The organism is Streptomyces humi (assembly GCF_001005085.2).
Classification (GTDB): Bacteria; Actinomycetota; Actinomycetes; order Streptomycetales; family Streptomycetaceae; genus Streptomyces; species Streptomyces humi.
In genome coordinates this window covers 1-22,156 of record NZ_LBMU02000098.1, presented here as the reverse complement: position 1 = coordinate 22,156, position 22,156 = coordinate 1, and the positions used below count along the sequence as shown (strand labels likewise).

General features: G+C 71.9%; 20 protein-coding genes and 2 tRNA genes. 10 read left to right on the top strand and 12 right to left on the bottom strand.

The features are described from left to right. Positions 1-11 precede the first annotated feature (11 nt). Positions 12-1,418 (top strand): amidase, encoded by a 1,407-nt coding sequence (locus tag AAW13_RS37115; RefSeq protein WP_046731049.1) that lies wholly within the window; start codon positions 12-14, stop codon positions 1,416-1,418. Between the two features lie 3 nt (positions 1,419-1,421). On the opposite strand, the gene AAW13_RS37110 is transcribed toward AAW13_RS37115, so the two are convergent. Then, positions 1,422-1,916: a DUF3830 family protein gene (locus tag AAW13_RS37110; protein ID WP_046731050.1), complete on the bottom strand. Its 495-nt coding sequence runs from the start codon at positions 1,914-1,916 to the stop codon at positions 1,422-1,424. A 47-nt stretch (positions 1,917-1,963) separates the two neighbouring features. On the opposite strand from AAW13_RS37110, the gene ehuB reads away from it, so the two are divergent. The 6 genes from ehuB (at position 1,964) to AAW13_RS37080 (ending at position 6,233) form a co-directional block, all read left to right on the top strand. Beyond that, positions 1,964-2,893: an ectoine/hydroxyectoine ABC transporter substrate-binding protein EhuB gene (gene ehuB, locus AAW13_RS37105; protein WP_046731051.1), complete on the top strand. Its 930-nt coding sequence runs from the start codon at positions 1,964-1,966 to the stop codon at positions 2,891-2,893. Beyond that, complete coding sequence (gene ehuC, locus AAW13_RS37100; RefSeq protein ID WP_046731052.1) at positions 2,890-3,606, top strand: ectoine/hydroxyectoine ABC transporter permease subunit EhuC; 717 nt, start codon at positions 2,890-2,892, stop codon at positions 3,604-3,606. The genes ehuB and ehuC overlap by 4 nt, the downstream gene beginning before the upstream one ends. Then, entirely contained in the window at positions 3,603-4,253 is a 651-nt protein-coding gene (ehuD, locus tag AAW13_RS37095; RefSeq protein ID WP_046731053.1) for an ectoine/hydroxyectoine ABC transporter permease subunit EhuD, read from the top strand. The genes ehuC and ehuD overlap by 4 nt, the downstream gene beginning before the upstream one ends. Beyond that, positions 4,243-5,037, top strand: a complete 795-nt coding sequence (gene ehuA, locus AAW13_RS37090; protein ID WP_046731054.1) for an ectoine/hydroxyectoine ABC transporter ATP-binding protein EhuA — start codon at positions 4,243-4,245, stop codon at positions 5,035-5,037. Before ehuD ends, ehuA begins: the two co-directional genes overlap by 11 nt. A gap of 255 nt (positions 5,038-5,292) precedes the next feature. Then, on the top strand, positions 5,293-6,051 hold the full coding sequence (locus AAW13_RS37085) for an IclR family transcriptional regulator (RefSeq protein ID WP_046731055.1): 759 nt from the start codon (positions 5,293-5,295) through the stop codon (positions 6,049-6,051). A gap of 108 nt (positions 6,052-6,159) precedes the next feature. Next, positions 6,160-6,233, top strand: a tRNA-Lys gene (locus AAW13_RS37080). On the opposite strand, the gene AAW13_RS37075 is transcribed toward AAW13_RS37080, so the two are convergent. From AAW13_RS37075 to AAW13_RS37055, 5 genes are all read right to left on the bottom strand, one after another. Next, complete coding sequence (locus AAW13_RS37075) at positions 6,199-7,854, bottom strand: long-chain-fatty-acid--CoA ligase (RefSeq protein ID WP_071659810.1); 1,656 nt, start codon at positions 7,852-7,854, stop codon at positions 6,199-6,201. The genes AAW13_RS37080 and AAW13_RS37075 overlap by 35 nt on opposite strands. Before the next feature lie 114 nt (positions 7,855-7,968). Continuing rightward, positions 7,969-8,439, bottom strand: a complete 471-nt coding sequence (locus AAW13_RS37070; protein WP_338059078.1) for a DUF3592 domain-containing protein — start codon at positions 8,437-8,439, stop codon at positions 7,969-7,971. Between the two features lie 128 nt (positions 8,440-8,567). Then, positions 8,568-9,173 (bottom strand): lytic polysaccharide monooxygenase auxiliary activity family 9 protein, encoded by a 606-nt coding sequence (locus AAW13_RS37065; RefSeq protein WP_046731057.1) that lies wholly within the window; start codon positions 9,171-9,173, stop codon positions 8,568-8,570. A gap of 97 nt (positions 9,174-9,270) precedes the next feature. Further along, complete coding sequence (locus tag AAW13_RS37060) at positions 9,271-10,401, bottom strand: SPFH domain-containing protein (RefSeq protein WP_046731058.1); 1,131 nt, start codon at positions 10,399-10,401, stop codon at positions 9,271-9,273. Positions 10,402-10,465: 64 nt separating this feature from the next. Continuing rightward, the gene (locus tag AAW13_RS37055) at positions 10,466-11,764 is read right to left on the bottom strand and encodes a peptidoglycan-binding protein (RefSeq protein ID WP_046731059.1); all 1,299 of its coding nucleotides are present in this window, start codon (positions 11,762-11,764) and stop codon (positions 10,466-10,468) included. Positions 11,765-11,961: 197 nt separating this feature from the next. Here AAW13_RS37055 and AAW13_RS37050 point away from each other — a divergent pair. The 3 genes from AAW13_RS37050 to glxA all read left to right on the top strand — a co-directional run bounded on the left by AAW13_RS37050 (position 11,962) and on the right by glxA (position 16,185). Further along, positions 11,962-12,035: transfer RNA gene (locus AAW13_RS37050), tRNA-Lys, on the top strand. A gap of 425 nt (positions 12,036-12,460) precedes the next feature. Continuing rightward, the gene (locus AAW13_RS37045; protein WP_079179119.1) at positions 12,461-14,251 is read left to right on the top strand and encodes a glycosyltransferase family 2 protein; all 1,791 of its coding nucleotides are present in this window, start codon (positions 12,461-12,463) and stop codon (positions 14,249-14,251) included. Next, the gene (gene glxA, locus AAW13_RS37040; RefSeq protein ID WP_046731060.1) at positions 14,248-16,185 is read left to right on the top strand and encodes a radical copper oxidase GlxA; all 1,938 of its coding nucleotides are present in this window, start codon (positions 14,248-14,250) and stop codon (positions 16,183-16,185) included. The genes AAW13_RS37045 and glxA overlap by 4 nt, the downstream gene beginning before the upstream one ends. A 79-nt stretch (positions 16,186-16,264) precedes the next feature. On the opposite strand, the gene AAW13_RS37035 is transcribed toward glxA, so the two are convergent. From AAW13_RS37035 to AAW13_RS37010, 6 genes are all read right to left on the bottom strand, one after another. Continuing rightward, the gene (locus tag AAW13_RS37035; RefSeq protein ID WP_046731061.1) at positions 16,265-16,849 is read right to left on the bottom strand and encodes a DUF4232 domain-containing protein; all 585 of its coding nucleotides are present in this window, start codon (positions 16,847-16,849) and stop codon (positions 16,265-16,267) included. Positions 16,850-17,006: 157 nt separating this feature from the next. Further along, a complete protein-coding gene (locus tag AAW13_RS37030; protein ID WP_046731062.1) occupies positions 17,007-18,008 on the bottom strand; it encodes a glycoside hydrolase family 6 protein in 1,002 nt (333 codons plus the stop codon). Positions 18,009-18,683: 675 nt separating this feature from the next. Next, positions 18,684-19,352 carry a class F sortase gene (locus tag AAW13_RS37025; RefSeq protein WP_046734715.1) on the bottom strand — a complete coding sequence of 223 codons (669 nt, stop codon included), beginning with the start codon at positions 19,350-19,352 and terminating at the stop codon, positions 18,684-18,686. Between the two features lie 13 nt (positions 19,353-19,365). Then, entirely contained in the window at positions 19,366-19,914 is a 549-nt protein-coding gene (locus AAW13_RS37020; protein ID WP_046734716.1) for a hypothetical protein, read from the bottom strand. A 183-nt stretch (positions 19,915-20,097) separates the two neighbouring features. Then, positions 20,098-20,877: an HAD-IIA family hydrolase gene (locus AAW13_RS37015; protein WP_046734717.1), complete on the bottom strand. Its 780-nt coding sequence runs from the start codon at positions 20,875-20,877 to the stop codon at positions 20,098-20,100. A gap of 275 nt (positions 20,878-21,152) precedes the next feature. Further along, positions 21,153-22,070, bottom strand: a complete 918-nt coding sequence (locus tag AAW13_RS37010; protein ID WP_420855511.1) for a hypothetical protein — start codon at positions 22,068-22,070, stop codon at positions 21,153-21,155. Positions 22,071-22,156 lie beyond the last annotated feature (86 nt).

The window sequence follows — 22,156 nt, the reverse complement described above, 5'->3', positions numbered from 1 at the left end:
GGGAGGGGCCCATGCAGCTGACCGACCTCACCGCCCGACGACTCCTGGACGGCTACCGCAAGGGTGAGTTCGGCCCCGAGGAGGTGACCCGGGCGGCCCTGGAGCGGGCGGCGCGGATCCAGCCGGCGGTCAACGCGTTCGTCCGCCTCCTGGAGGAGGAGGCCCTGGCGCGGGCCCGGGCGTCGCAGGAGCGGTGGCGGCGGGGCGAGCCGCGGGGCCTGCTGGACGGGGTGCCGGTGACGGTGAAGGACATCCTGCTGCTGCGCGGCCATCCGACCCTGCGCGGCTCCAGAACCGTCTCTCCGTCGGGGAGCTGGGACGAGGACGCGCCCTCGGTCGCCCGGCTGCGCGAGCACGGCGCGGTGTTCGTCGGCAAGACGACCACTCCGGAGTACGGCTGGAAGGGCGTGACGGACTCCCCGCTGTCCGGGATCACCCGCAACCCGTACGACCCCTCGCGCACCGCCGGCGGCTCCAGCGGCGGCAGCGCGGCGGCCGTCGCCCTGGGCGCGGGGCCGCTGTCCCTGGGCACGGACGGCGGCGGCAGCGTCCGGATCCCGGCCGCGTTCTGCGGGATCTTCGGCCTGAAACCGACGTACGGCCGCGTCCCGCTCCATCCCGCGAGCGCCTTCGGCACGCTCTCGCACGTGGGCCCGATGACCCGGGACGCGGCCGACGCGGCCCTGCTGCTCGACGTGATCGGCGCCCCGGACGCCCGGGACTGGTCGGCTCTCGCGCCGGCGCCGGGGCCCTTCTCGACGGTCCTCGACGAGGGCGTGCGCGGCCTGCGGGTGGCCTTCTCGCCGTCCCTGGGCGGGCAGGTGGCGGTGGACCCGGCGGTCGCGTCGACGGTCCGGCGGGCGGTGTCCGGGCTGGCCGGGCTGGGGGCGTACGTCGAGGAGGCCGACCCGGACTTCAGCGATCCGGTGGCGGCGTTCCACACGCTGTGGTTCGCGGGCGCGGCCCGGGTGACGCAGCGACTCTCCCCCGGGCAGCGCGCGTCGCTCGACCCGGGGCTGCGGGAGATCTCCGCGGCCGGTGCCCGGCTCAGCGCGCTCGACTATCTCGCCGCGGTGGACGTCCGGATGGACCTGGGCCGCCGGATGGGTCTCTTCCACGAACGCCACGACCTGCTGGTGACGCCGACCCTGCCGGTCACGGCGTTCGAGGCGGGCCGGGAGGTCCCGGGCGGCTCGGCCCACCGCCGCTGGACGGGCTGGACCCCGTTCACCTACCCCTTCAACCTGACCCAGCAGCCGGCGGCGACGGTCCCGGTGGGGAAGGACGCCGCCGGGCTGCCGGTCGGATTGCAGATCGTCGCCGCCCGCCACCGAGACGACCTGGTACTGCGAGCGGCCCACGCGCTGTACGAGGCGGGCGTGGCCACGGCACCGCCGGAGGGCGCCGTGGTGGCCTAGGGGTCATACGGCGCGGAACGCCAGCCGTTCGCCCGCGGCCCCGTTCCGCCACAGGTCGTTGCAGGCGTCGGCCAGTTCGGTGAGGCCCTCGGTGATCTGCCCCCAGACGATCCCCGGCACCCATCCCACGTCCCCGTTGAGCAGCAGGTTGTTGCGTTCGTAGAAGACGGCCAGGTCGACCAGGGTGGTGCCGGGGTGCACCTCCCGGTCGTAGCCGTAGGCCCGGGTGGCCAACTCCGTGCCGGCGAAGGAGAAGTAGCAGAGGTCGCCGGGGACGGGGGTGACGGTCGGGTTCTCCAGGGGCGGTTCCGTCTCCGCGAATGGCGGGAACAGTGCGTAGATCTCGTTGCGCGCGTACTTGGCGTGGTAGACATCGCCGGAGAGCGGCAGAGCGTTCCAGACGGCGGCGCAGGTGAGCGGGGCGCGGTCGTCCAGGAGGCGGGCCGTGGCGGTGACTCCACGCTTGACCAGCGAGACTTCGATGTGTCGATTGCCCATGCAATCCATGGTGCATAAGTCGGATGGGTCCGGGTAGCCGCGCCGCCATGGCTCCACCACATGGGAACGACACAGACACATCTGGGTATGAATCCAGACATTCTCGGCGGGCGGTGCTCGCGGGTGCCGCGGCTGTCGGCGCCCTGGCCGCCGCCGGGTGTACGCGGGTGGCCACCGCCTCCACCACCAAGGGCGGTGACCTGCTGCAACGCCTGCGTGCCCAGGGTGTCGTACGGCTCGGGATCGCCGGTGAGATTCCCTTCGGGTACATCGGCAAGGACGGCCGTCTGACCGGTGAGGCACCGGAGTTGGCGAAGGCGATCTTCAAGCGGCTCGGGGTCGACAAGGTGCAGCCGGTGCCCACCGAGTTCGGTTCGCTGATTCCCGGACTGAATTCGCAGCAGTTCGATGTCGTGGCCGCCGGGATGTACGTCACCCCGGAACGCTGCCGGCAGGTGATCTTCGCCGACCCGGACTACCAGATGCTCGACTCGTTCGTGGTGCGCAAGGGCAATCCCAAGGGGCTGCACAGCTACCGGGACGTCGTCGCGAAGAAGGCGAAGTTCGCCACGGGGACGGGCTACGCCCAGATCCAGCACGCGGTCGAGGCCGGGTACCGGCAGAGCGACATCCTGATCGTGCCCGACCAGGTCGCCGGGCTGAACGCGGTGGAGGCGGGGCGGGTCGACGTGTTCGCCGGGACCGCGGTCACCGTCCGCGACGTCGTCAAGAAGTCCGCCAAGACCGAGTCGACCAAGCCGTTCGCGCCGCTCGTGGGCGGCAAGCCGCAGATCGACGGGGGCGCGTTCGCGTTCCGGTCGGCGGAGACGCGGCTGCGGGACGCCTTCAACGTGGAGCTGCGCAAGCTGAAGCAGACCGGCGAACTGCTGCGGATCCTGAAGCCGTTCGGCTTCACCCAGGCCGAGATGACCGACCTGACGGCGAAGGAGCTGTGCGGGGGAGGCAGGAGCGGATGACCTCCGGACTCTGGGAACTCGTGCTCAAGGGCACCTGGACGACCCTTCAGCTCCTGGTGCTCAGCGGGCTGCTGATGACGGCCGTGGCCCTCGTGGTGGGCGTGGCGCGGACGAACCGGCTCTGGTTCGTGCGGTTCCTCGCCGGCCTGTACACCGAGGTGTTCCGCGGCACCTCGGCGCTGGTGATGATCTTCTGGGTGTTCTTCGTGCTGCCGGTCGCCTTCGGCTGGCAGCTGGTGCCGCTGTGGGCGGGCACGCTGGCGCTCGGGCTGACGTACGGCGCGTACGGCGCGGAGATCGTGCGCGGGGCGCTGAACGCGGTCGACCCGGCGCAGCGGGAGGGCGGGATCGCACTCAGCTTCACGCCCTGGCAGCGGCTGCGGCTGATCCTGCTGCCGCAGGCCGTGCCGGAGATGATCCCGTCGTACTGCAACCTGCTCGTCGAGCTGCTCAAGGGCACCGCGCTGGTGTCGATCACCGGCATGGGCGACCTCGCCTTCAGCGGGAACCTGGTGCGGCTGGCGTTGCAGGAGAGCGCGCACATCTACACGTATCTGCTGGTCATCTACTTCGTGATCGCGTTCGTCATCACCCGGCTGATGCGTGGGCTCGAGAAGCGGCTGAAGGCCGGGATCGGCAAGGACCCGGGGAACGAGCGCACCGCGCGGGCGGCCAAGCGCAGGGAGACGACCGGGGTCGGTGGTGTCGCGTGAAGTGGGACTGGAGTGCCGTCAGCGAGTTCATGCCGCACTTCTGGGACGGCCTGCTGGTCACCCTCCAGGCACTGGCGCTCGGCTCGGTGATCGCGTTCACGCTGGGACTGGTGTGGACGCTGCTGATGCGGACCCCCACCAGGTGGGTGCGCTGGCCGGTCGGGGTGCTGACCGAGTTCGTGCGCAACACCCCGCTGCTGGTGCAGCTGTTCTTCCTGTTCTACGTGCTGCCCGAGTGGGGGCTGACCTTCTCCGCGCTGACCACCGGGGTCTTCGCGATCGGGCTGCACTACTCGACGTACACCATGCAGGTCTACCGGGCCGGCATCGAGGCGGTGCCGGCCGGCCAGTGGGAGGCGGCGACGGCGCTCAGCCTGCCGGCCCGGCGCACCTGGGCGGTGGTGATCCTGCCGCAGGCGCTGCGCCGGGTGGTGCCGCCGCTCGGCAACTACGTGATCTCGATGCTCAAGGACACGCCGATCCTGATGTCGATCACCGTCCTCGAGATGCTCGGGCAGGCGCGGCTCTTCTCCCAGCAGCACTTCCAGTTCACCGAGCCGGTGACGGTGATCGGCGTCGCCTTCATCGTCATCTCCTACCTCGCCTCCCTTCTCCTGCGCACCCTGGAGCGTCGCCTTGTCCGTTGAGACCAGCAAGCAGAACGACGATCAGCCGGCCACGACCGGCACGACGTCCCCCGAACTCATCCGCCTGGAGGGGATCACCAAGCGGTTCGGGGACAACACCGTCCTCGACGGACTCGACCTGAGCGTCCAGGCCGGCCGGCACGTCACCCTGATCGGGCCCTCCGGGTCGGGCAAGACCACGATCCTGCGGCTGCTGATGACCCTGACCGAACCGGACACCGGCACCATCACCGTCGACGGGCAGCGGCTCTTCCCGGCGTCGGAGAAGGAGCTGCGGGACGTCCGCAAGCAGATCGGGATGGTGTTCCAGCAGTTCAACCTGTTCCCGAACATGACCGTGCTGCGCAACATCACCGAGGCGCCGACGACCGTGCTCGGCCTGTCCAAGGACGAGGCGGAGGCGCGCGCCCGGGAACTGCTGGACCTGGTGGGCCTCGCCGACAAGGCCGACGCCCGGCCGACGAAGCTCTCCGGCGGACAGCAGCAGCGGGTCGCGATCGCCCGCGCGCTGGCCATGCGGCCGAAGGTGCTGCTCCTCGACGAGGTGACCTCGGCGCTCGACCCCGAGCTGGTCGCGGGCGTGCTCGACCTGCTCAGGGACATCGCCCGCACCACCGACATCACGATGCTCTGCGTGACCCACGAGATGAACTTCGCCCGGGACATCTCCGACCAGGTCCTGATGTTCGACTCGGGCCGGATCATCGAGGCGGGTCCCCCGGAGCGGATCTTCAGCGACCCCGAGCAGGAGCGGACCCGGGAGTTCCTCAGCGCGGTGCTGTAGATATTTCCATCGCCACGTCGTAAAAGTTTCCCAACGCAGTCCCATGACTACAGGAAGTGAACGCACGATCAGGCGAGGTCCGGCGGCCGGGGCATTCCGCTGGCATATGCCAGCGGGTCTTCGTCGCAGTTGGGAGCGCCGGAATCTCCTCAACACCCCCTCCGTTTCGGCCGCTTGCCCGTTATCGTGGAGGGGATCCGTCATCCGGACCGCGGCCAGACAGTAGCAGTGCCTAGCGAGCGCAGGGGGACCACCGTGGCGCTGAAGCACGAGCCGACCGCCCCGTACCACTCCGCCCAGGACGCCCTGCGTGTCCTGGAGACGGTGGCACGGCACTCCGCCGGCGTCACCGACACCGAGCTGGCCCGCCTGACCCGCCTGGACCCCGAGCGGCTGACCGGGCTGCTGCGCATGCTGCGCCGAGAGGGCTACGTCGAGCAGGTCGCGGACGGCGCCTACGTCACCGGTGAGACCCTGCGCCGCCTCGGTTCCGCGCACGACCGGGAGCGGGCCCTCGGCGAGCAGCTCCAGGGGACCCTCGACCGGCTGCGCGACTCGGTGGGCGCGGCCGTCTACCTCAGCCGGTACGTCGACGGCGAGGTGCGGATCGGCCAGTTCGCGGCCGGCCCGGCCACCCCCGCGGTCAACGAGTGGGTGGACTTCCGCTCCTCCGCGCACGCCACCGCGATCGGCAAGAGCCTGCTCACCCAGCTCGACCACAACGGCCGCCGCGACCACCTCTCCCGGCACAAGATGGCCCGTCTCACCTCGCGCACCATCACCAGCGACAAGCTGCTGCTCTCCCGCCTGGAGGCGCAGCCGCCGACGGTGCCCGTCCTGGACCTCCAGGAGTACGCGATCGGCACGGTGTGCGCGGCGGTCCCGATCACCGCCGGTTCGGCCGTGGGCTGCCTGGCCCTGTCCCTCCCGGTCGAGCACGCCCACCGGCTCCGCCAGGCCGCCGACACCCTGAACCGCGGCGCGGCCCCGCTCCTGCTGTCCCTCGCCATCTAGGACCCGTCCCGGCGGCCCGGTCCGTGGTCGGAAGCACCCCCGCGGACCAGGTAGTATTTTCTTCGTCGCCACCGCGAGAACGACGTTCGGACGGTCGGCGAGAGTCATGCGCCGCTAGCTCAGTTGGTTAGAGCAGCTGACTCTTAATCAGCGGGTCCGGGGTTCGAGTCCCTGGCGGCGCACAGAAGAGGGGCCTCTCGTGGACACGAGGGGCCCTTCGGCGTCCCCGGGGGTCAGCCTGCGGTACGTGCGCTCCCCCGGCGGCCGCCACCACACCGGGTCCGGGCACCGCACCCCCTCACCGCGCAGCGCGGCCCGCTGGATCTTGTTGGTGGCCGTCACCGGCATCCGCTCCACCACCCGCACGAACCGGGGCGCCATCTTCGTCCCCAGGTCGGGCTGGGCCAGCAGGAACTCGGCGAAGTCCAGCGGGTCGAACCGCCCGGCGACCGTCGCCATCACCTGGTCCCCGGTCACCGGATCCGGCACCCCGTACACGGCGACGGCGTCCGCCCCCTCGTACCGCGCCAGGATGTTCTCGATCATCGCGGCGGCCAGGTTCTCCCCGTCGACCCGGATCCGGTCGTCGGTGCGCCCCGCGAAGTACAGGTAGCCGTCCGCGTCCCGGTAGAAGAGGTCGCCGGTCCAGTACCAGCCTCCCCGCCGCCGCTCGGCCTCCGCGCCGGGGTTGCGCCAGTACCCCTCGAAGGGGTTCGGCGCCCGGTTCACCAGTTCCCCGATCGCCTGCTCCCCGTTGAGCAGCCGCCCGCCGGAGTCGAAGACGGCCGCCGGGCACTCCGCGCCCGACTCCTGGTCGAGTACGACGAGACCGGGCGCCGCCCGTCCCACCGCTCCGGCCGGGGTCCCCGGCGACCACTGGACGGCCGCCCCGCCCTCGGAGGACCCGTACCCCTCGACCAGCCGCACCCCGAACCGCTCCTCGAAGGCCGCCGCGTCCACGGCCCCGGCCTCCGTCCCGAAGCCGAGCCGCAGCGTGTTGTCGCGGTCGTCGGCGCGCGGCTCGGTGGCCAGTACGTACTGCACCGCGCGGCCGACGTAGGTGAAGTAGGTGGCCCGGTACCGGCGCACGTCGGCCAGGAAGCCCGACGCCGAGAACCGCCGCCGCAACGCCACTCCGGCGCCCGTCACCAGTGCGGGGGCCCAGTCGGCGATCACCGCGTTGCCGTGGAACATCGGCATGCAGACGTAGTGCACGTCGTCGGCGGACAGCCCGAACTGCGCCACCAGCGACCGCCCGGCCGCCGCGAGCCTGCCCTGGGAGCAGAGCGCGGCCTTGGGAGCCCCCGTGGACCCCGAGGTGAAGTAGAGCAGCATCCGGTCGGCGGGGCGGGCCCGGGAGGCGTCCGGGAAGGCGCCGAGATAGGGGGTGAGCAGACCGCCGTACTCCGGCCCGTCGGTGACGAGGATCCGGACGCCCGGCAGTTCGAGTCCGGCGAGCAGCGGCAGCCGGGCCCGCTCGGTGACCAGCACCGGGCACTCGGTGTGCAGGATGTCCCGGGCGAGTTCGCTCCCCCGCCGGGTCGGATTGATCCCGGCGACGGCGGCCCCGGCCAGCGCGGCCGCTCCCAGCCAGAGCGGGAACTCAGGGGTGTTGTCGAGCAGCACACCGACATGGGGCACACCCCCGGCCGGCAGCAGATCCTCCAGCAGAGCCGCCCGGGTCGCGGCCCCACCGGCCACCTCATGGTGACTGTAGACCCGCTCCCCACACCACAACCCCGGCCGGTGGTCCCCCCATCGCGCGGCCACCGCTTCAGCGATCGTGCGTATCTCGGAGTCCATGAGCAGGCAGCATAACTGACACACCGTCAGATGTGGAGCGCCCCCGCAGGCGCGCGGGGAACCGCGCGATCGACCACGGCGGACCCGCAGAGCCGCACCCACACACCGTGGCACTCACGGAGCGGCATCGGTCCACGCCGAGAAGATGAAGTGCGCCGCCCCCATGAAGGCCAGCGAGAACCCGATGAACACCACGAAGAAGGCCAGCGAGCACCCCGTCCCCACGGCCAGCCTCCCCTGCGCGGGCGGCTGCGCGGTCGCCTTCTCGGGCCGCTCCGGCAGGTAGTACACCGTCACGAAGTCCCCCTCGACGACGGTCGGCGCCCCGTTGCGCTCGTCGATGCGGACCGCCCGCCCCTCGGCCGTCGTGAACTCGTACACATGGTGGAGCGTGGTCGTCACGGACGTCTCCCCGCCGCCGCTGGTCGTCGTGTACGACCGCAGGCAGCGCGCCTCGGCCGTACGCCCGTGACGCCACGCCCGGCTGATCTCGCTCGACCGCCGCAGCGTCCTGACCACCCCGAGGACCCCGACAACGACGAAGACGGCGGGAATGACGTAGAAGAACGCTTCCATGAAGTCCATGAGGGCCCCCCGGTCCGCACACCGGTCCGACTGACCGGCACGGCCGGAACGTACCCCCCTGGCCTGCGGCGGGTCCTCAAGCGAAGCTCAGATCCACCCGGTGTTACGTACTCGTCGAGCGACTCCGGTCAGAACGTGACGTCCGAGCAGGCGTAGAACGCGTTGCCCGTGTCGGCGATCGTCCAGACCGCCAGGATCACGTGGTGACCGCTCAGCCCCGACGGCAGGGTGCCGCTGTGGCTGAGGGTGGCCGGCGGGCGCTGGCCGTTGTAGGGGACGGTGAGGAACGGGGTGGTGTTGAGGTCCGAACGGGCGAGGGCGTGGTTCTGGTTCCAGCCCTGTTTGGTGACGTAGTACTTGAAGTCGGTCGTGGCGTGCATCGCCGTGAACTGCCAGCGGAACGTGTACGTCTGACCGCCCGTCACCCTGGTCGTGGGCCAGGCCCCGCCCGACGGGGTCGTGGGTGAGCTGAGCTGGGCGAACCGGCTCAGCCCGCCGTTGCAGAGCTGGCCGTCGGCGGGACCGGACGCCGGGAAGCCCTTGGGACCCTCGACGCTCTGCGGCTCGTACTGGATGTCGCCGCAGTTGGTCACGGTGCCGTTGGCACAGAGCTTCTGCCGGCTGATGGGGAGGTCGGTGTAGCCGTGCCCGCTGGCACCGCCGGTGGAGAGTGCGAAGGCTCCGGCGGTCGCCACGCCGAGCACGACGGCCGACACCTTGGTCCGTTTACGCATGCTGCCGCTCCTGGTGAACGTGGGGGAGGTTCGGTGAGCCGTGCAGGTCTAGACCAAGTCCCAGATTATTGCCGAGTATTGAACATGTCCATACCAATCACGACGTGGGCCCGGTGCGCCCCGAGCAGAACGCCACCGTCAGGTCCCGCACCAGCACCTTGCGTTCGTAGTCGTCGAGTTCGACCAGGCCGCGCATGGTCAGCCGGGTCACCGTGTCCTCCACGGAGTCCACGACGGAGGTGAGCATGGTGGCCCGCTGCTGGGCGTCGAGCGCGGCGATCCGGCGCCGGTGCATGGCCGCGGCCACCTCCGGGGCGTACTCGACCCGGACCGGCTGCACGGAGAACACCTCCAGGCCGATCCCGGCCGCGTCCGCCGCCACCCGCCGGGTCAGCGCGTCCGTGGCCGCCTCCGCCGAACCGCGCGCCCCGCCCGGCACCTCCACCGGCACCCGGACCAGCGCCGCCTCCACACACTCGCGCAGATATGTCTCGTGGTCCTCGACGCCGAGCACGGCCCGCGCGGTGTCCCGCACCCGCCACACCACCAGCACGACGACCCGCAGCGCGACGCCGTTGCCGTCCGCGGCCGGCATCTCCTCGCTGCGCCAGTGCCGCAGCCGGACATCGACCCGGCGCCGCAGGTGCAGGGGGTTGACCCAGAGCAGACCGGTGCGGCGGACCGTCCCCCGGTAGCGGCCGAACAGACCGAGCACCCACGCCTGCCCGGTCACCCCGCGCGCGAGGCCCCCGAAACCGCACACGCCGAGCGCGCCCGCCCCGGCGTACGCGGCCCACTGCGCCGGTCCGAGCCCCGCGCCCGCGGACGCCGGCAGCCGCAGCGCGTGCACCGCCAGCGACGGCAGCACCCCGGCCCACCAGGAGGTGGCGAGGCCGCCGGCGAGTCCGCCGAGCCCGGCGAGCACCCCGGCCGCGCCGGGCAGCACGCGCGCGGGCTGTTCCACCAGTTCGGGGTCGACGGTGGCGGCCGGCCGGGGCTTGGCCGGGGCCGGCCGCCGCAGCCGGGGCTGTTCGCCGGTGCCCTGCCGGCGGGCGACGACCGCGGGCCGCAGCGGCACCGACACCGGCGCGGGGTCGTCGCGGAAGAGCAGATGGACGGGGATCTCGGTGGTGGCCTCGTTCTGGATCAGCCGCGGGACCGGACGGGCGGGCGGCCCCTCGTCGAGGGGCTCGCCCGATTCAGGGGTGTGTGCGGTGGTCGTACTCATTCCTGCCTCCAGCCTCCGCGCCAGATGCGTCAGGTGATGTGTTCGTGGGTGCTCGTGGGGGTCGTCACCGGAACAGCCGGCGCCAGGTCTCCGGCCCCGGGTAGCCGTCGGCCGCGCCGCCGCGCCAGCCCTGGGCGCGCTGGAACGCCTCGACGGCCCTGCGGTCCGCCTCGCCCCAGCGCGGCCCCGGACCGTCGGTGTAGAAACGGCCGTAGCCCTTCTCGACCAGCCGCTCACCGAGCCGGGTGACGTGCTCGTTGTCGGCGCCCGGGCGGAAGTGGTTCTTGCCGGGGTAGCCCGGCACCCCGTGCGAGGCGGGGGTGGCCGGGGCGCCGGCGGGCTTGATGTTCCGGCCCCGGCCACTGGCGAGGAGTTCCCAGGTCCGCGGTCCCGGCAGCCCGTCGGCGGCGGCGCCGGTCCAGCCCTGGGCCTGCTGGAAGGCGAGGGTGGCCCGCTGGTCCGCGAGACCCCAGACCGGTCCCGGCCCCTTGCCGTAGAAGCCGCCGGCGCCCCGGGCGACCAGCATCCGGCCGAGGAGGGTGACGTACTTGTTGTCGGCGCCGGGACCGAAGAAGGCCGCCCCCGGGAACGGCCCGGCCGCCTTCCCGGCCAGCGCGCCCGCCGCACCGGGGTCCGCGACCAGTCCCTTGTAGCGGTAGGGGACGTACTTGGCGGAGTTGCTCCAGTAGGCGTACGGCGTGGACTGGCGGCGGGCGTGCGGGGGTGTCTGCTCGTACGCCGTGTACGCCGTGTGCGTGTAGTCCGTCCAGCCGCCGAAGAGCACGACGTGCGAGCCCTTCTCGGGGTTGTCCGGGTTGTGGAAGAGCAGCATGTCGCCGGGCTGGAGCTCGGCCTTGGTGATCTTGGTGCCGAACTGGCCGAGGCTGCCGGTCCACTCGTTGCCGGTCAGACCCCAGGCCATGGAGACGTAGCCGGAGCAGTCCTGGCGGTAGCCGTCCGTCCAGTAGAGGCTCATGCTGTACGGCACCTTGGCGGTGACCCAGGTCTTGGCGCGGTTGATGATCTCCGTACGGGTGATGGGGGGCGTGGTGACCGGGCCGTGCAGAGGCTTGCCGGCCGGGCCGTGCAGGGGGGACTTGGCGCCCTGCGGGGTCTCGGGGTCGGGGTCCACGGGGGCGGCGGACCGGTGGGGGGCGGGCGGGGCGCTGTGGGCGGCGGCCTGCGGGGCGCTCGCGGCGAGGGCGGCGGACGCGGCGGCGGCCACGACCAGCACACCCCGGGCGGCCGGGTGCCCGCCGAAGCGGCCCGGCAGCGGGGAGGAACCGACCCGCCGCCAGTGGACGCATCCGGGGCATTCGCAGTCGTTCGCGGGGTCGAATTCCTCGAATACCGGGGCCGGCATGCGATTCCCCTCACACTTCGGATGGATATGTCCAGGATTGTGCACGTTGATCAGTTTCCCAACTGTCATCCCGGCGCGCATGCTGACGGTCCGAATGATGTACACGGGAGGGACACGGGGGGACGCGGGGGGATCACCCTGGTGGCCGGTGGTCGGGAGCACGCCCCCCGGTCGGGTAGAGTTCTCGCTGTCAGCAGGCGCCGCTAGCTCAGTTGGTTAGAGCAGCTGACTCTTAATCAGCGGGTCCGGGGTTCGAGTCCCTGGCGGCGCACAGACAACCGGAAGGCCCTCCGCAGCAGCGGGGGGCCTTCCGGCATTCGCCCTCGTCCGTCAACGACCGACACGGCCGGTCCACGCGATCCCCACATGTTCCTCAATGCACGCGTATGACCGGTACCAGGGCGTTTCACGTCTTGCGGGCAGGCTGAGCGCCATAGGAACCTGAATGTCCAAAGTCCCGGTGATTCCGGGCACTTGGGGGGTAGATAACCCCGGTTGCCAGATCTGCGGGGAGAGGGGCCCGTCATGAATCGGTGCCGAGGGGGGCACCACGCAACCGGACGGTCACGGTCCGTGTCCGCGCTCCGCGGAACGGCCGTGCCCCGCCATGGACGCGCCCGAGAGGGTCGAGGGGGACCGGATCGGGCGGTGGGACCGACAGACACGCGTTGACCTGCGTGTGTGGGGGGATGACTCATGACGTCGACGCCGACGGGTGCCCGGCTGCCCGCGCACCGCACCACCACCGGCGCCCTGCGCCGGATGAAGAGAACGCTGCCGAGATACGACTACGAGCACTACAGCCGGCTCGCGGGCCCCCTCACCCAGCCCGATCCGGCCCGCCCCTACCGCGTGCGCTACCGCTCGCTGCTCTCCCAGGAACCGCACCGCGTCCGCGCCGCGCTGATGCTGGGCGCGGCCCCGCTGCTCTCGCTGGTCCTGCTGACCTGGCTGCTGCAACCGGAGCACTGGACCCAGCGGGACCAACCGGCCTACGACGTCCTGCCGGTCCTCGACACGGTGATGCTGGTGTCGATCGGCCTGATCGAGTTCTTCCGCTGCATGAACGTGCTGTCCAACGCGCACGCCACCCTGGTCGCCCGCGACCCCGTCCCGGTGGTCCCGCAGACCGGCACCCGGGTCGCCTTCATCACCACGTTCGTGCCCGGCAAGGAACCCCTCGACATGGTCACCCGGACCCTTCGGGCGGCGGTCCGGCTGCGCCACCGCGGGCTGCTGCACGTCTGGCTGCTCGACGAGGGCGACGACCCGGAGGTGAAGCAGGTCTGCGCGCGCCTGGGCGTGCACCACTTCACCCGCAAGGGCGTCGAGAGGTGGAACCGGCCTAAGGGCCCGCACCGCGCGAAGACCAAGCACGGCAACTACAACGCCTGGCTGGAGGCGCACGGCGACGCGTACGACTTCTTCGCCTCCGTCGACACCGACCACGTCCCGCTCCCCAACTACCTGGAGCGGATGCTCGGTTACTTCCGCGACCCGGACGTCGGCTTCGTCATCGGCCCGCAGGTGTACGGCAACTACGACACGTTCGTCACCAAGGCCGCCGAGTCCCAGCAGTTCCTGTTCCACGCCCTGATCCAGCGCGCCGGCAACCGCTACGGCGCCCCCATGTTCGTCGGCACCTCCAACGCCGTGCGCGTCAGGGCGATCAGGCAGATCGGCGGGCTGTACGACTCGATCACCGAGGACATGGCCACCGGCTTCGAGATGCACCGCGCCAGGAACCCGGAGACGGGCCGGAAATGGCGGTCGGTGTACACCCCGGACGTCCTCGCGGTCGGCGAGGGCCCGAGCGCCTGGACCGACTTCTTCACCCAGCAGCTGCGCTGGTCCCGCGGCACGTACGAGACGATCCTCAAGCAGTACTGGAAGGGCCTGTTCTCGCTGCCGCCGGGCAAGCTCCTCAACTACACCATGATGATCGTCTTCTATCCGATGTCGGCCCTCAACTGGATCCTCGCGGCCCTGAGTTGCGCGTTGTTCCTGGGCCTCGGCGCCTCGGGCGTCAACATCGACCCGACCGTGTGGCTGATGCTCTACGGCAACGCCTCCGCGCTCCAGATCGGCCTCTACGTCTGGAACCGCCGGCACAACGTCTCCCCGCACGAGCCGGAGGGCTCCGGCGGCGTGGCCGGCATGGTGATGTCGGCGCTGTCCGCACCGGTCTACGCCCGCTCGCTGATGGACGCGGTACTGCGCCGCGGGAGCCGGTTCGTCGTCACACCGAAGGGCGAGTCGGCCAGCCCGGACACCCTCTTCGGCACGTTCCGGATCCACTGGTTCTTCATCGTCGTCTTCGCCGGTTCGCTGGTCTCGGGTGTCCTGAACGGCCACGCTCAGCCGGCGATGCTCACCTGGGCCTCGCTGGCGCTGCTCATCACGGCCGCGCCGATCGTCGTCTGGCGCCACACCCTGCGCCAGGAGGCGGATCGCGCTCGGCGGCGGACTCGGGGGCGTGCGGAATGACCGAGAGCACCGGCCGCGGCCGGGCCCGACGTCTCGCGGTCGGCACGGCGGTGGGGCTCGTCCTGGCCGGGACGAACGGACCGTGGGTGTACCGCTTCGGGACCGGGCAGTACCACGAGTACAAGATCAACAGACCCGAGTACAAGGCCGAGAACGGCCACTGGGACATCGTCGAGTTCCCGAAGGAGTACCGCCAGGACACCATCCACGCGGTCCTCCTGCACACCGGCAAGGTGCTGCTGGTCGCGGGCTCGGGCAACAACCAGGACAACTTCGACGCGAAGATCTACGACAGCCGGATCTGGGACCCGGCCAAGGGCACCGTCAGGAAGGTGCCCACCCCGGCCGACCTGTTCTGCACCGGCCACACCCAGCTCGCCGACGGCAACATCCTGATCGCCGGCGGCACCAAGCGGTACGAGAAGCTCGAGGGCGACGTCGAGAAGGCCGGCGGCGTCATGATCCTCTACAACGAGAACCCGGACAGGCCGATGACCCTGCCCAAGGGCACCCGGTTCACCGGCAAGCGGAACGGCAGGACCTTCGTCTCCGACGACTCCGCGCTCGTCCCGCGCGCCACCAAGGTCTTCGACCGGAAGACCGGCAGGTTCCTGCGGAACAACCCCGGCTACGCACGGGTGATCGTGGAGGCGCCGAAGCAGGGCACGAAGTACGAGACCGGCGCTCAGGACAACTACAGCATCCAGGGTCTGACCGGTGCCGACGCCCGCAACACCTACGGCATCGCCAACAAACTCGGCCTCGACAAACGGGACTTCCAGGGCATCAGAGACACCTATGAGTTCGACCCGGTCGCCGAGAAGTACATCAAGGTCGACCCGATGAACGAGGCGCGCTGGTACCCGACGCTCACCACCCTGTCGGACGGCAGGGTGCTCGGCGTCTCGGGGCTCGACGACATCGGGCAGCTGGTGCCGGGCAAGAACGAGGTCTTCGACCCGCGGACGAGGTCCTGGACGTACACGCGGTACGAGCGCCAGTTCCCGACCTACCCGGCGCTGTTCCTGCTCCAGGACGGCAGGATCTTCTACTCGGGTTCCAACGCCGGGTACGGGCCGGACGACGTGGGCCGCGACCCGGGGATCTGGGACGTGGACACCAACCGGTTCACCCGGCTGCCGGGGATCGGCGGCCCGAACCTGCTGGAGACGTCCGGGACCGTGCTGCTGCCGCCGGCCCAGGACGAGAAGTACCTGGTGGTCGGGGGCGGCGGGGTCGGCGAGTCCGCGCTGTCGACGAACCGGACCCGGCTGATCGACCTGTCGGCCCGCCACCCGGGGTTCGTGGACGGGCCCACGCTGGAGAAGGGGACGCGCTACCCGCAGATCTCGGTGCTGCCGGACGACACCGTGCTGGTGTCGGGCGGCTCCGAGGACTACCGGGGCCGGGGCGCCTCCGACATCAGGCAGGCACGGCTCTACGACCCCGCGACGAACTCCTTCCGGAGGGTCGCCGACCCGCTGGTGGGGCGGGACTACCACGCCGGTTCGGTGCTGCTGCCGGACGGCCGGGTGATGTTCTTCGGCTCCAACCCGCTGTTCGCGGACCAGGCCGACACCGAACCGGGCGTCTTCGAGCAGCGGATCGAGGTCTACACCCCGCCGTACCTCTACCGGGACTCGCGGCCCTCGCTGAGCGGGGGCCCGGGGACCATCGTCCGGGGCGGGACGGGGACGTTCACGTCACGGCACGCCTCGGCCGTCAGGAAGGTCCGGCTGATCCGGCCCGGCGCCACCACCCATGTGACGGACGTGGACCAGCGGTCGATCGCGCTGGACTTCAGCACGTCCGGTGACCGGATCACGGTGACCGTGCCGAGGAACCGGAACCTGGTGCCGTCCGGGTGGTACATGGTGTTCGTGGACGACGACCAGGGGACGCCCAGCCGGGCGCGGTGGGTGAGGGTGCCGTAGCACCTCCCCGGCCGCGCCCGGCCGTCCGCGTCGCCCCGCCGGGCCCTGGGGCGGGGGACGCGGACGGCCCGCCGGGGCGTCAGTCGTTGATGTCGACGTGCCGGGCCAGCGCGGTGACGGAGAGGTCACCGTGGTCGACCCACTGCTTGAAGGCGAGCGTCTTGTGCGTGGTGGCGGCGGGCGGGGTGATCTCCAGGTAGGAGGCGTGCACCGCGCCCGAGGTGCCGGTGTTGGCGTGGGTCCAGGCGACGACGGCCTCGACGCTCTGACCGTCCCTGAGGGAGATCGTCTTCTTGCCCGGGTCCTTGGCGTACCAGGTGTCGCCCCACGTCACACGGGTCTTGATCGCCCTGTGCGAGGCGTTCTCGAGCCCCAGGCCGGGGTAGCCGCGCACCACGCAGGTCCGGCCGCTGAGGTTGCGCAGGTTGATGACGACGCCCTGGTGGTTCATGCCGCCGGCGAGCTGCCGGCCGAAGGTGGCCTTGAACGCCGACTCCTTGCAGGTCGGGGTCGCCTTGGCAGTGTTCTGGCCGGCCTGGGCCGGGCCCGCCCAGACGAGTCCGAGGCCGGCGAGGGCGACTCCGGCGAGCACCGTACGGCCTGCCTTGCGGCCGGTGCGGCGACGGGACGTGCGACGGTCGATGGTGTTCTGGTCTTCGTTCACGGTGTCGGGCTCCACTCGTGTGCTGCGGTGCGGCCGGGGCGTGCGCCCCGGACCGTCTTCCGGTGCCGTACACAAGCTCAGATGCGTGGTGCGGCGGAAATGTTCGCGGGCGGCGACGGAATTTTCCGGGCCGTCCACCGCGGGCCCGGACCGCCGCTCAGGAAGCCGTCGCCCGTGCCAGTCCCAGGGCGTAGGCCGGCCACCAGTCGCCGGCCCGCGGGCCGCCCTTGCAGGTGCCGTCCGACTCGCCCGGGCGCTTGACCCACAGATAGGCGTCCACCAGGGCGTCCGCCGTCCTCGTCGTCGGGGTCTCGCCGAGCGAGCGGCCCGGCGGGTTGCACCAGCGTTCGGCCGGATCGCCGCCCGCGTACGGGCCGTTGCCGTTCCTGCTGGTGTCGATCACGAAGTGCTTGCCGCGCACCTTCGCCGAGAGCTGTGCGCCGTAGGCGATGGAGTCCCGGGTGGAGTAGAAGTTGGAGACGTTGACCGCGAAGCCGTCCGCCTGTGCGACGCCCGCCTGCTCCAGGGGCCGGTAGATCTGGTCGGGGTGGCCCCAGCCGGCGTTCCCGGCGTCCAGGTACACCTTGGTGTTCCGCAGCGACTTCAGCCTGGTGACCGCGCCGCGCAGCAGGTCGTAGCGCTCCTCGGCGAACCGGGCCGGGGTGCAGCCGTCGACGAGGTGCAGTACGGCGTCCGGTTCCAGGATCACCGTGGCGGCGCGGTCCTGGATGCCGCGGGCGACGCCGTCGATCCACGCCCGGTACGCGTCGCCGTCGGCCGCGCCGCCCTGACTGTACTGGCCGCAGTCACGGTGCGGGATGTCGTAGAGCACCAGGAGGGCGGTGCGGCCGGACCTCCGGGCGGCCTCGGTGAAGCCGCGCGCCTCCTGCTCGGGGTTCTCCGGGCCGATCCACTCGCCGGTCGGCTGTACCGCGATCTTGCGGATCTGCTCGGCGTCGGAGTCCTTGCCCGCCCGCGCGTAACTCCTCACCTGACGGGCCGCGTTGGACTCGGGATTCACCCAGAACGGGTCCGCCCCGACGGACCGCCGGGTACCGGCGCCACCCGTCCCGCCGTCCGGGGAACAGCCGGCGAGCAGTACCGACACCGCGACCGCCACCGCCCGGCCGAACAGCCGGACCCCCCTGCTGCCGTACATCCAATTCCCCCCTGGACGGCCGCACTTGACCACACCCAATCGTGACATACCCCCGCACTCACCACGAGATGCAACGCACCCCACCAGGGCACGGGGAACCGCGCGACGAGCCACCACGAGCCGCATACGGGAACGGCGGGCGGGACACCACAACGCACCCCGCCAGGCGCGCGACCAGCCACCACCAAGCCGCGGACGAGAACGGCGGTGGGGGCGCCGCAACGCACCCCGCCAGAGGCACGGGGAACCGCGCGACCAGCCACCACCAAGCCGCGGACGAGAACGGCGGTGGGGGCGCCGCAACGCACCCCGCCAGAGGCACGGGGAACCGCGCGACCAGCCACCACCAAGCCGCGGACGAGAACGGCGGTGGGGGCGCCGCAACGCACCCCGCCAGGGGCACGGGAACCGCGCGACCAGCCACCACCAAGCCGCGGACGGGAACGGCGGTGGGGGTTGGTGTGGAGGTTGGCGGGTGGATCCCTAGGCTCGGGTGGCCGTCGCCCTCTAGAGTCGCTTGCGGGCGGCCGCCCAGCCCCCCGGCCCCGCCCTCCCAGCCTCCCGCGCCTGCCGCCGGGTTACTCCCGCAGCCCGAGCGCGCGCGGTCGAGGACCGGCCCGGTCGGCGGTCTCAGGGGAGCGGGCCGTCGACCGGGCGCCAGGTGCGGGGCGCCCCCTACGCGGCCGTCCCGGTGAGGTACGCCGAGACGACCACGTTCGCCGTGTAACTGCCGGTGCTCCGGTCGAAGGTGCCGCCGCAGGTGATCAGGCGCAGTTCGGCACGGCCCGACTCGCGCGCCCCGTACGCCTGCCGGGCGTCGAAGTGGTCGCGGGGCAGGACCCGTATGTCGTCGACGGTGAACTCGGCCACGGTGCCGTCGGAACGGACCACCCGGATCCGCTCGCCGGGGCGCAGGGCGCTGATCTTGTAGAAGACGGCGGGCCGGGTCGCGGTGTCGACGTGCCCGACCAGGACCGCGGTGCCGGCCGACCCCGGCCCGGTCCCGGAGCCGTACCAGCCGACCACGCCGGGCTGGTCGAAGGGCGGCGGCTCGACCCCGCCGTTCCCGTCGAGGCCACGGACGACCACGGGGGCCTGCACGCCGAGGTCCGGGATGTCGATGCGCTGGGGTACGGCCGAGGTCAACGGCTCCGCCGCGGGCGGGAGTTCGGCGCCGGCGGGACGCCCCACGGCGGCCACGTCACCCGTGGTGGGCCCGGTCAGGGCGTCGGGCACCTCGGTGACCCCGCGCCCCCACAGCCACAGCCCGAGCAGCAGGACGGCCCAGGCCACGCCGGTCAGCAGCCGTCCGGTGCCGGACGGACGTTCGGTGTCGTCGGACATCCGGGCCCCGTCCTCAGCGTGAGCCGCGGCTCCGCCGGGCGCTCAGCAGCCCGACGGCGGCCGCGGCGAACCCGGCGAGGAGGAGACCGGTGACCGCCTGCGCGGTGTCGGGACCGGCCGAGCGGGACTCCACCGAGGCGAGCGGAGCTGCGCCCCCGCCGCCCGCGTGCACGGGCGCGATGGGCGAGGAGAACAGGGCGTCGGGCGCGTCCTGCCGGGACGCCGACCGCGCCACGACGGTGACACGGCCGGTGACCTCCGAGCCGGCGCAGCCGACCCGCACGTCGTAGGAGCCGGGGCCGGTCGTGGAGCGGACCTGGGTCTCACCGGTCAGCGTGCCGTCGGAGCCGCTGAGGCGGGCGTCGGAGACGAAGGCCGTCGAGACGGCGCTGCCGGTCGTACCGGAGCAGCCGGCGACCCGCAGGGTCACCACGGAGCCGGGGGCCGGCGAGGCGGGGGTGACGGTGACCCCGCGGCCGTCCGCCGCGTACGCGGCCGTCGGGGCGAGGCCGGCGGCCGTGACCAGGAGCCCCGCACAGAGAGTGAGGCGAATTGAGCCCATCGTGAACCTCCAGATATCTGGAGGCTCCCCCGCACCCGGCACCCCCGCATCCTCGGGGGGCGCCGGATTGCTCCGTACGGGTGAGCTCAGGTTTGGCCCAGCCCCGACGGACGGCCGTCTCAGGCCTGACTCGGACTCAGACCCGGTCTCGGACTCAGACCCGGTCTCGGACTCAGACCAGAGTCAGACCCGGTCGACGAGGTCCGCGATGGAGTCGACGACCTCGGAGGGGCGGAAGGGGTAGCGGTCGACGTCGTCGGGCTGGGTGACGCCGGACAGCACCAGGAAGGTGCGCATCCCGGCCTCCAGGCCCGCGAGGACGTCGGTGTCCATCCGGTCGCCGATCATCGCGGAGGTCTCCGAGTGCGCGCCGATCGCGTTCAGCCCGGCCCGCATCATCAGCGGGTTGGGCTTGCCGACGAAGTACGGCTTCTTGCCGGTCGCCGCCGTGATCAGCGCGGCGACCGAACCGGTGGCGGGCAGGTCGCCGTCGGTGGACGGACCGACGTTGTCGGGGTTGGTGGCGATGAACCGGGCGCCGTCGTTGATCAGGCGCACCGCCTTGGTCAGCGCCTCGAAGGAGTAGGTGCGGGTCTCCCCGAGGATCACGAAGTCGGGCTCGTGGTCGGTGAGGATGTACCCGATGTCGTGCAGCGCGGTGGTCAGACCGGCCTCGCCGATGACGTAGGCGCTGCCGCCGGGCCGCTGGTCGTCCAGGAACTGGGCGGTGGCCAGGGCGGAGGTCCAGATGTTGTCCACCGGCACGTCCAGGCCCATCCGCCGCAGCCGTGCGTGCAGGTCGCGGGCGGTGTAGATGGAGTTGTTGGTGAGCACCAGGAAGGGCCGCCCGGACTCCTTCAGCTTCTTCAGGAAGGCGTCCGCGCCGGGGATCGGGACCCCCTCGTGGATGAGAACGCCGTCCATGTCGGTGAGCCATGACTCGATGGGCTTGCGGTCTGCCATGTTGGTGCTTCTCCTGGCGTGCGGATGGCGTGTGTGCGGGTCATGCCTGAGCTGGGGCGCCGGAACCACGGCGTACCGACGGCCCCCAGCCTAAGCGTTCCGCGACACGGACCGGGAGGGGCCGGCGGCCTTCCGCGAACTCATCGTGGCTGGTCGCACGCTTCGTCGGGGCACGGTGCGTGGGCGCTCCCGGCAACTCGACGGCCCGGCCACCGCGTCGGGCACGTGGTTCGGCGGACCACCGGCCGTTTCCGCGACGGCGGATGCGGACGGAGTCATGGCCGGCGACGTGCCAGCAGGAAGGCGGTCGCGCCTACGAGGAGCAGCGCGGCCGTCGCCGTGAGCAGTCCGTGGGCCAGGCCGGCGCCGGTACGGGCCAGTTCCCGGGCGCGTTCCCCGGCCTCGGCGGCCTCCACGGCGAAGGGCAGGGCGCCGTCGGGGGAGGCGGTGGGCGCGGTCCCCGGGGAGGCTCCCGGGGTGGCCGCGCCGGAGACCTCCTCCGTGCCGGCCGAGGGGAGGGCGGAGGCCGGGGCGTCCGGGGTGGCGGGGGCGTCGGGGTCGGCCGTGGGGTCCGGTCCGGCGGATGCCGTGGGCGAGGCCATGGGCGAGGACGGGAGCGGGGGCGGGGGCGGGTCCTGGCCGATGCCGAAGCGGTAGTCGTTGGACTCCCCCACCCAGTCCCCGTCCGAACCCTGCCGCTGGACGAGGGCCGCGTTGGCGGTGACCGCGTTCGGGACGGCGTCGGCGGCGACGGCGAGTCTGACCTTGACCGAGACGGTCGCCCCGGGCGCCACGGTGAAGCCGGGGAAGTCGTTCCCGTCGAAGACGCCGACCAGTTCGGACGCGTCGGTCTCGGTCAGCGCGACCGGGCGGGCGCTGCGGCCGTCGTAGAACTCCAGCTCGGTCTGGGCGGGCTTGAGGGCACGGTGGTCGTCGACGAGGACGACGACCGGGTGGACGTCGGTGCAGACGCGGTTCGTGGTGTTGGTGAGGTCGAGGTACCAGATGCCGTAGCCGCCGGGCTCGTAGGAGGAGGGGCCGTCGTGGATGCGGGTGGCGAGCGGGAAGCCCTGCGCGTCGGCGCCCGTGCAGGACGCCTCCGCGGCGGCGGGGGCTGCGGTCGCCGTGGCCCCGGGGACGAGGACGACGGCTGCGGCGGCTAGGCAGAGGGACAGGGGGGTGCTCAGTCGCATGCGCATGAACAGGTGACTCTGCCGCGCCCAAAGACGAACACCGACACGCCACTCCGCCCACCCCCGACAACTCCACCCACCCAGCC

Excerpts from the sequence above, each read along its gene's own strand:
- ehuC (WP_046731052.1), top strand. The coding sequence starts at position 2,890 with ATGACCTCCGGACTCTGGGAACTCGTGCTCAAGGGCACCTGGACGACC.
- AAW13_RS37115 (WP_046731049.1), top strand. The coding sequence starts at position 12 with ATGCAGCTGACCGACCTCACCGCCCGACGACTCCTGGACGGCTACCGC.
- AAW13_RS37030 (WP_046731062.1), bottom strand. The coding sequence starts at position 18,008 with ATGTACGGCAGCAGGGGGGTCCGGCTGTTCGGCCGGGCGGTGGCGGTC.
- AAW13_RS37065 (WP_046731057.1), bottom strand. The coding sequence starts at position 9,173 with ATGCGTAAACGGACCAAGGTGTCGGCCGTCGTGCTCGGCGTGGCGACC.
- AAW13_RS37015 (WP_046734717.1), bottom strand. The coding sequence starts at position 20,877 with ATGGCAGACCGCAAGCCCATCGAGTCATGGCTCACCGACATGGACGGC.
- AAW13_RS37070 (WP_338059078.1), bottom strand. The coding sequence starts at position 8,439 with ATGGACTTCATGGAAGCGTTCTTCTACGTCATTCCCGCCGTCTTCGTC.
- ehuB (WP_046731051.1), top strand. The coding sequence starts at position 1,964 with ATGGCTCCACCACATGGGAACGACACAGACACATCTGGGTATGAATCC.
- AAW13_RS37075 (WP_071659810.1), bottom strand. The coding sequence starts at position 7,854 with ATGGACTCCGAGATACGCACGATCGCTGAAGCGGTGGCCGCGCGATGG.
- AAW13_RS37020 (WP_046734716.1), bottom strand. The coding sequence starts at position 19,914 with ATGGGCTCAATTCGCCTCACTCTCTGTGCGGGGCTCCTGGTCACGGCC.
- AAW13_RS37110 (WP_046731050.1), bottom strand. The coding sequence starts at position 1,916 with ATGGGCAATCGACACATCGAAGTCTCGCTGGTCAAGCGTGGAGTCACC.
- AAW13_RS37060 (WP_046731058.1), bottom strand. The coding sequence starts at position 10,401 with ATGAGTACGACCACCGCACACACCCCTGAATCGGGCGAGCCCCTCGAC.
- AAW13_RS37055 (WP_046731059.1), bottom strand. The coding sequence starts at position 11,764 with ATGCCGGCCCCGGTATTCGAGGAATTCGACCCCGCGAACGACTGCGAA.
- AAW13_RS37025 (WP_046734715.1), bottom strand. The coding sequence starts at position 19,352 with ATGTCCGACGACACCGAACGTCCGTCCGGCACCGGACGGCTGCTGACC.
- AAW13_RS37045 (WP_079179119.1), top strand. The coding sequence starts at position 12,461 with ATGACGTCGACGCCGACGGGTGCCCGGCTGCCCGCGCACCGCACCACC.
- AAW13_RS37010 (WP_420855511.1), bottom strand. The coding sequence starts at position 22,070 with ATGCGACTGAGCACCCCCCTGTCCCTCTGCCTAGCCGCCGCAGCCGTC.
- glxA (WP_046731060.1), top strand. The coding sequence starts at position 14,248 with ATGACCGAGAGCACCGGCCGCGGCCGGGCCCGACGTCTCGCGGTCGGC.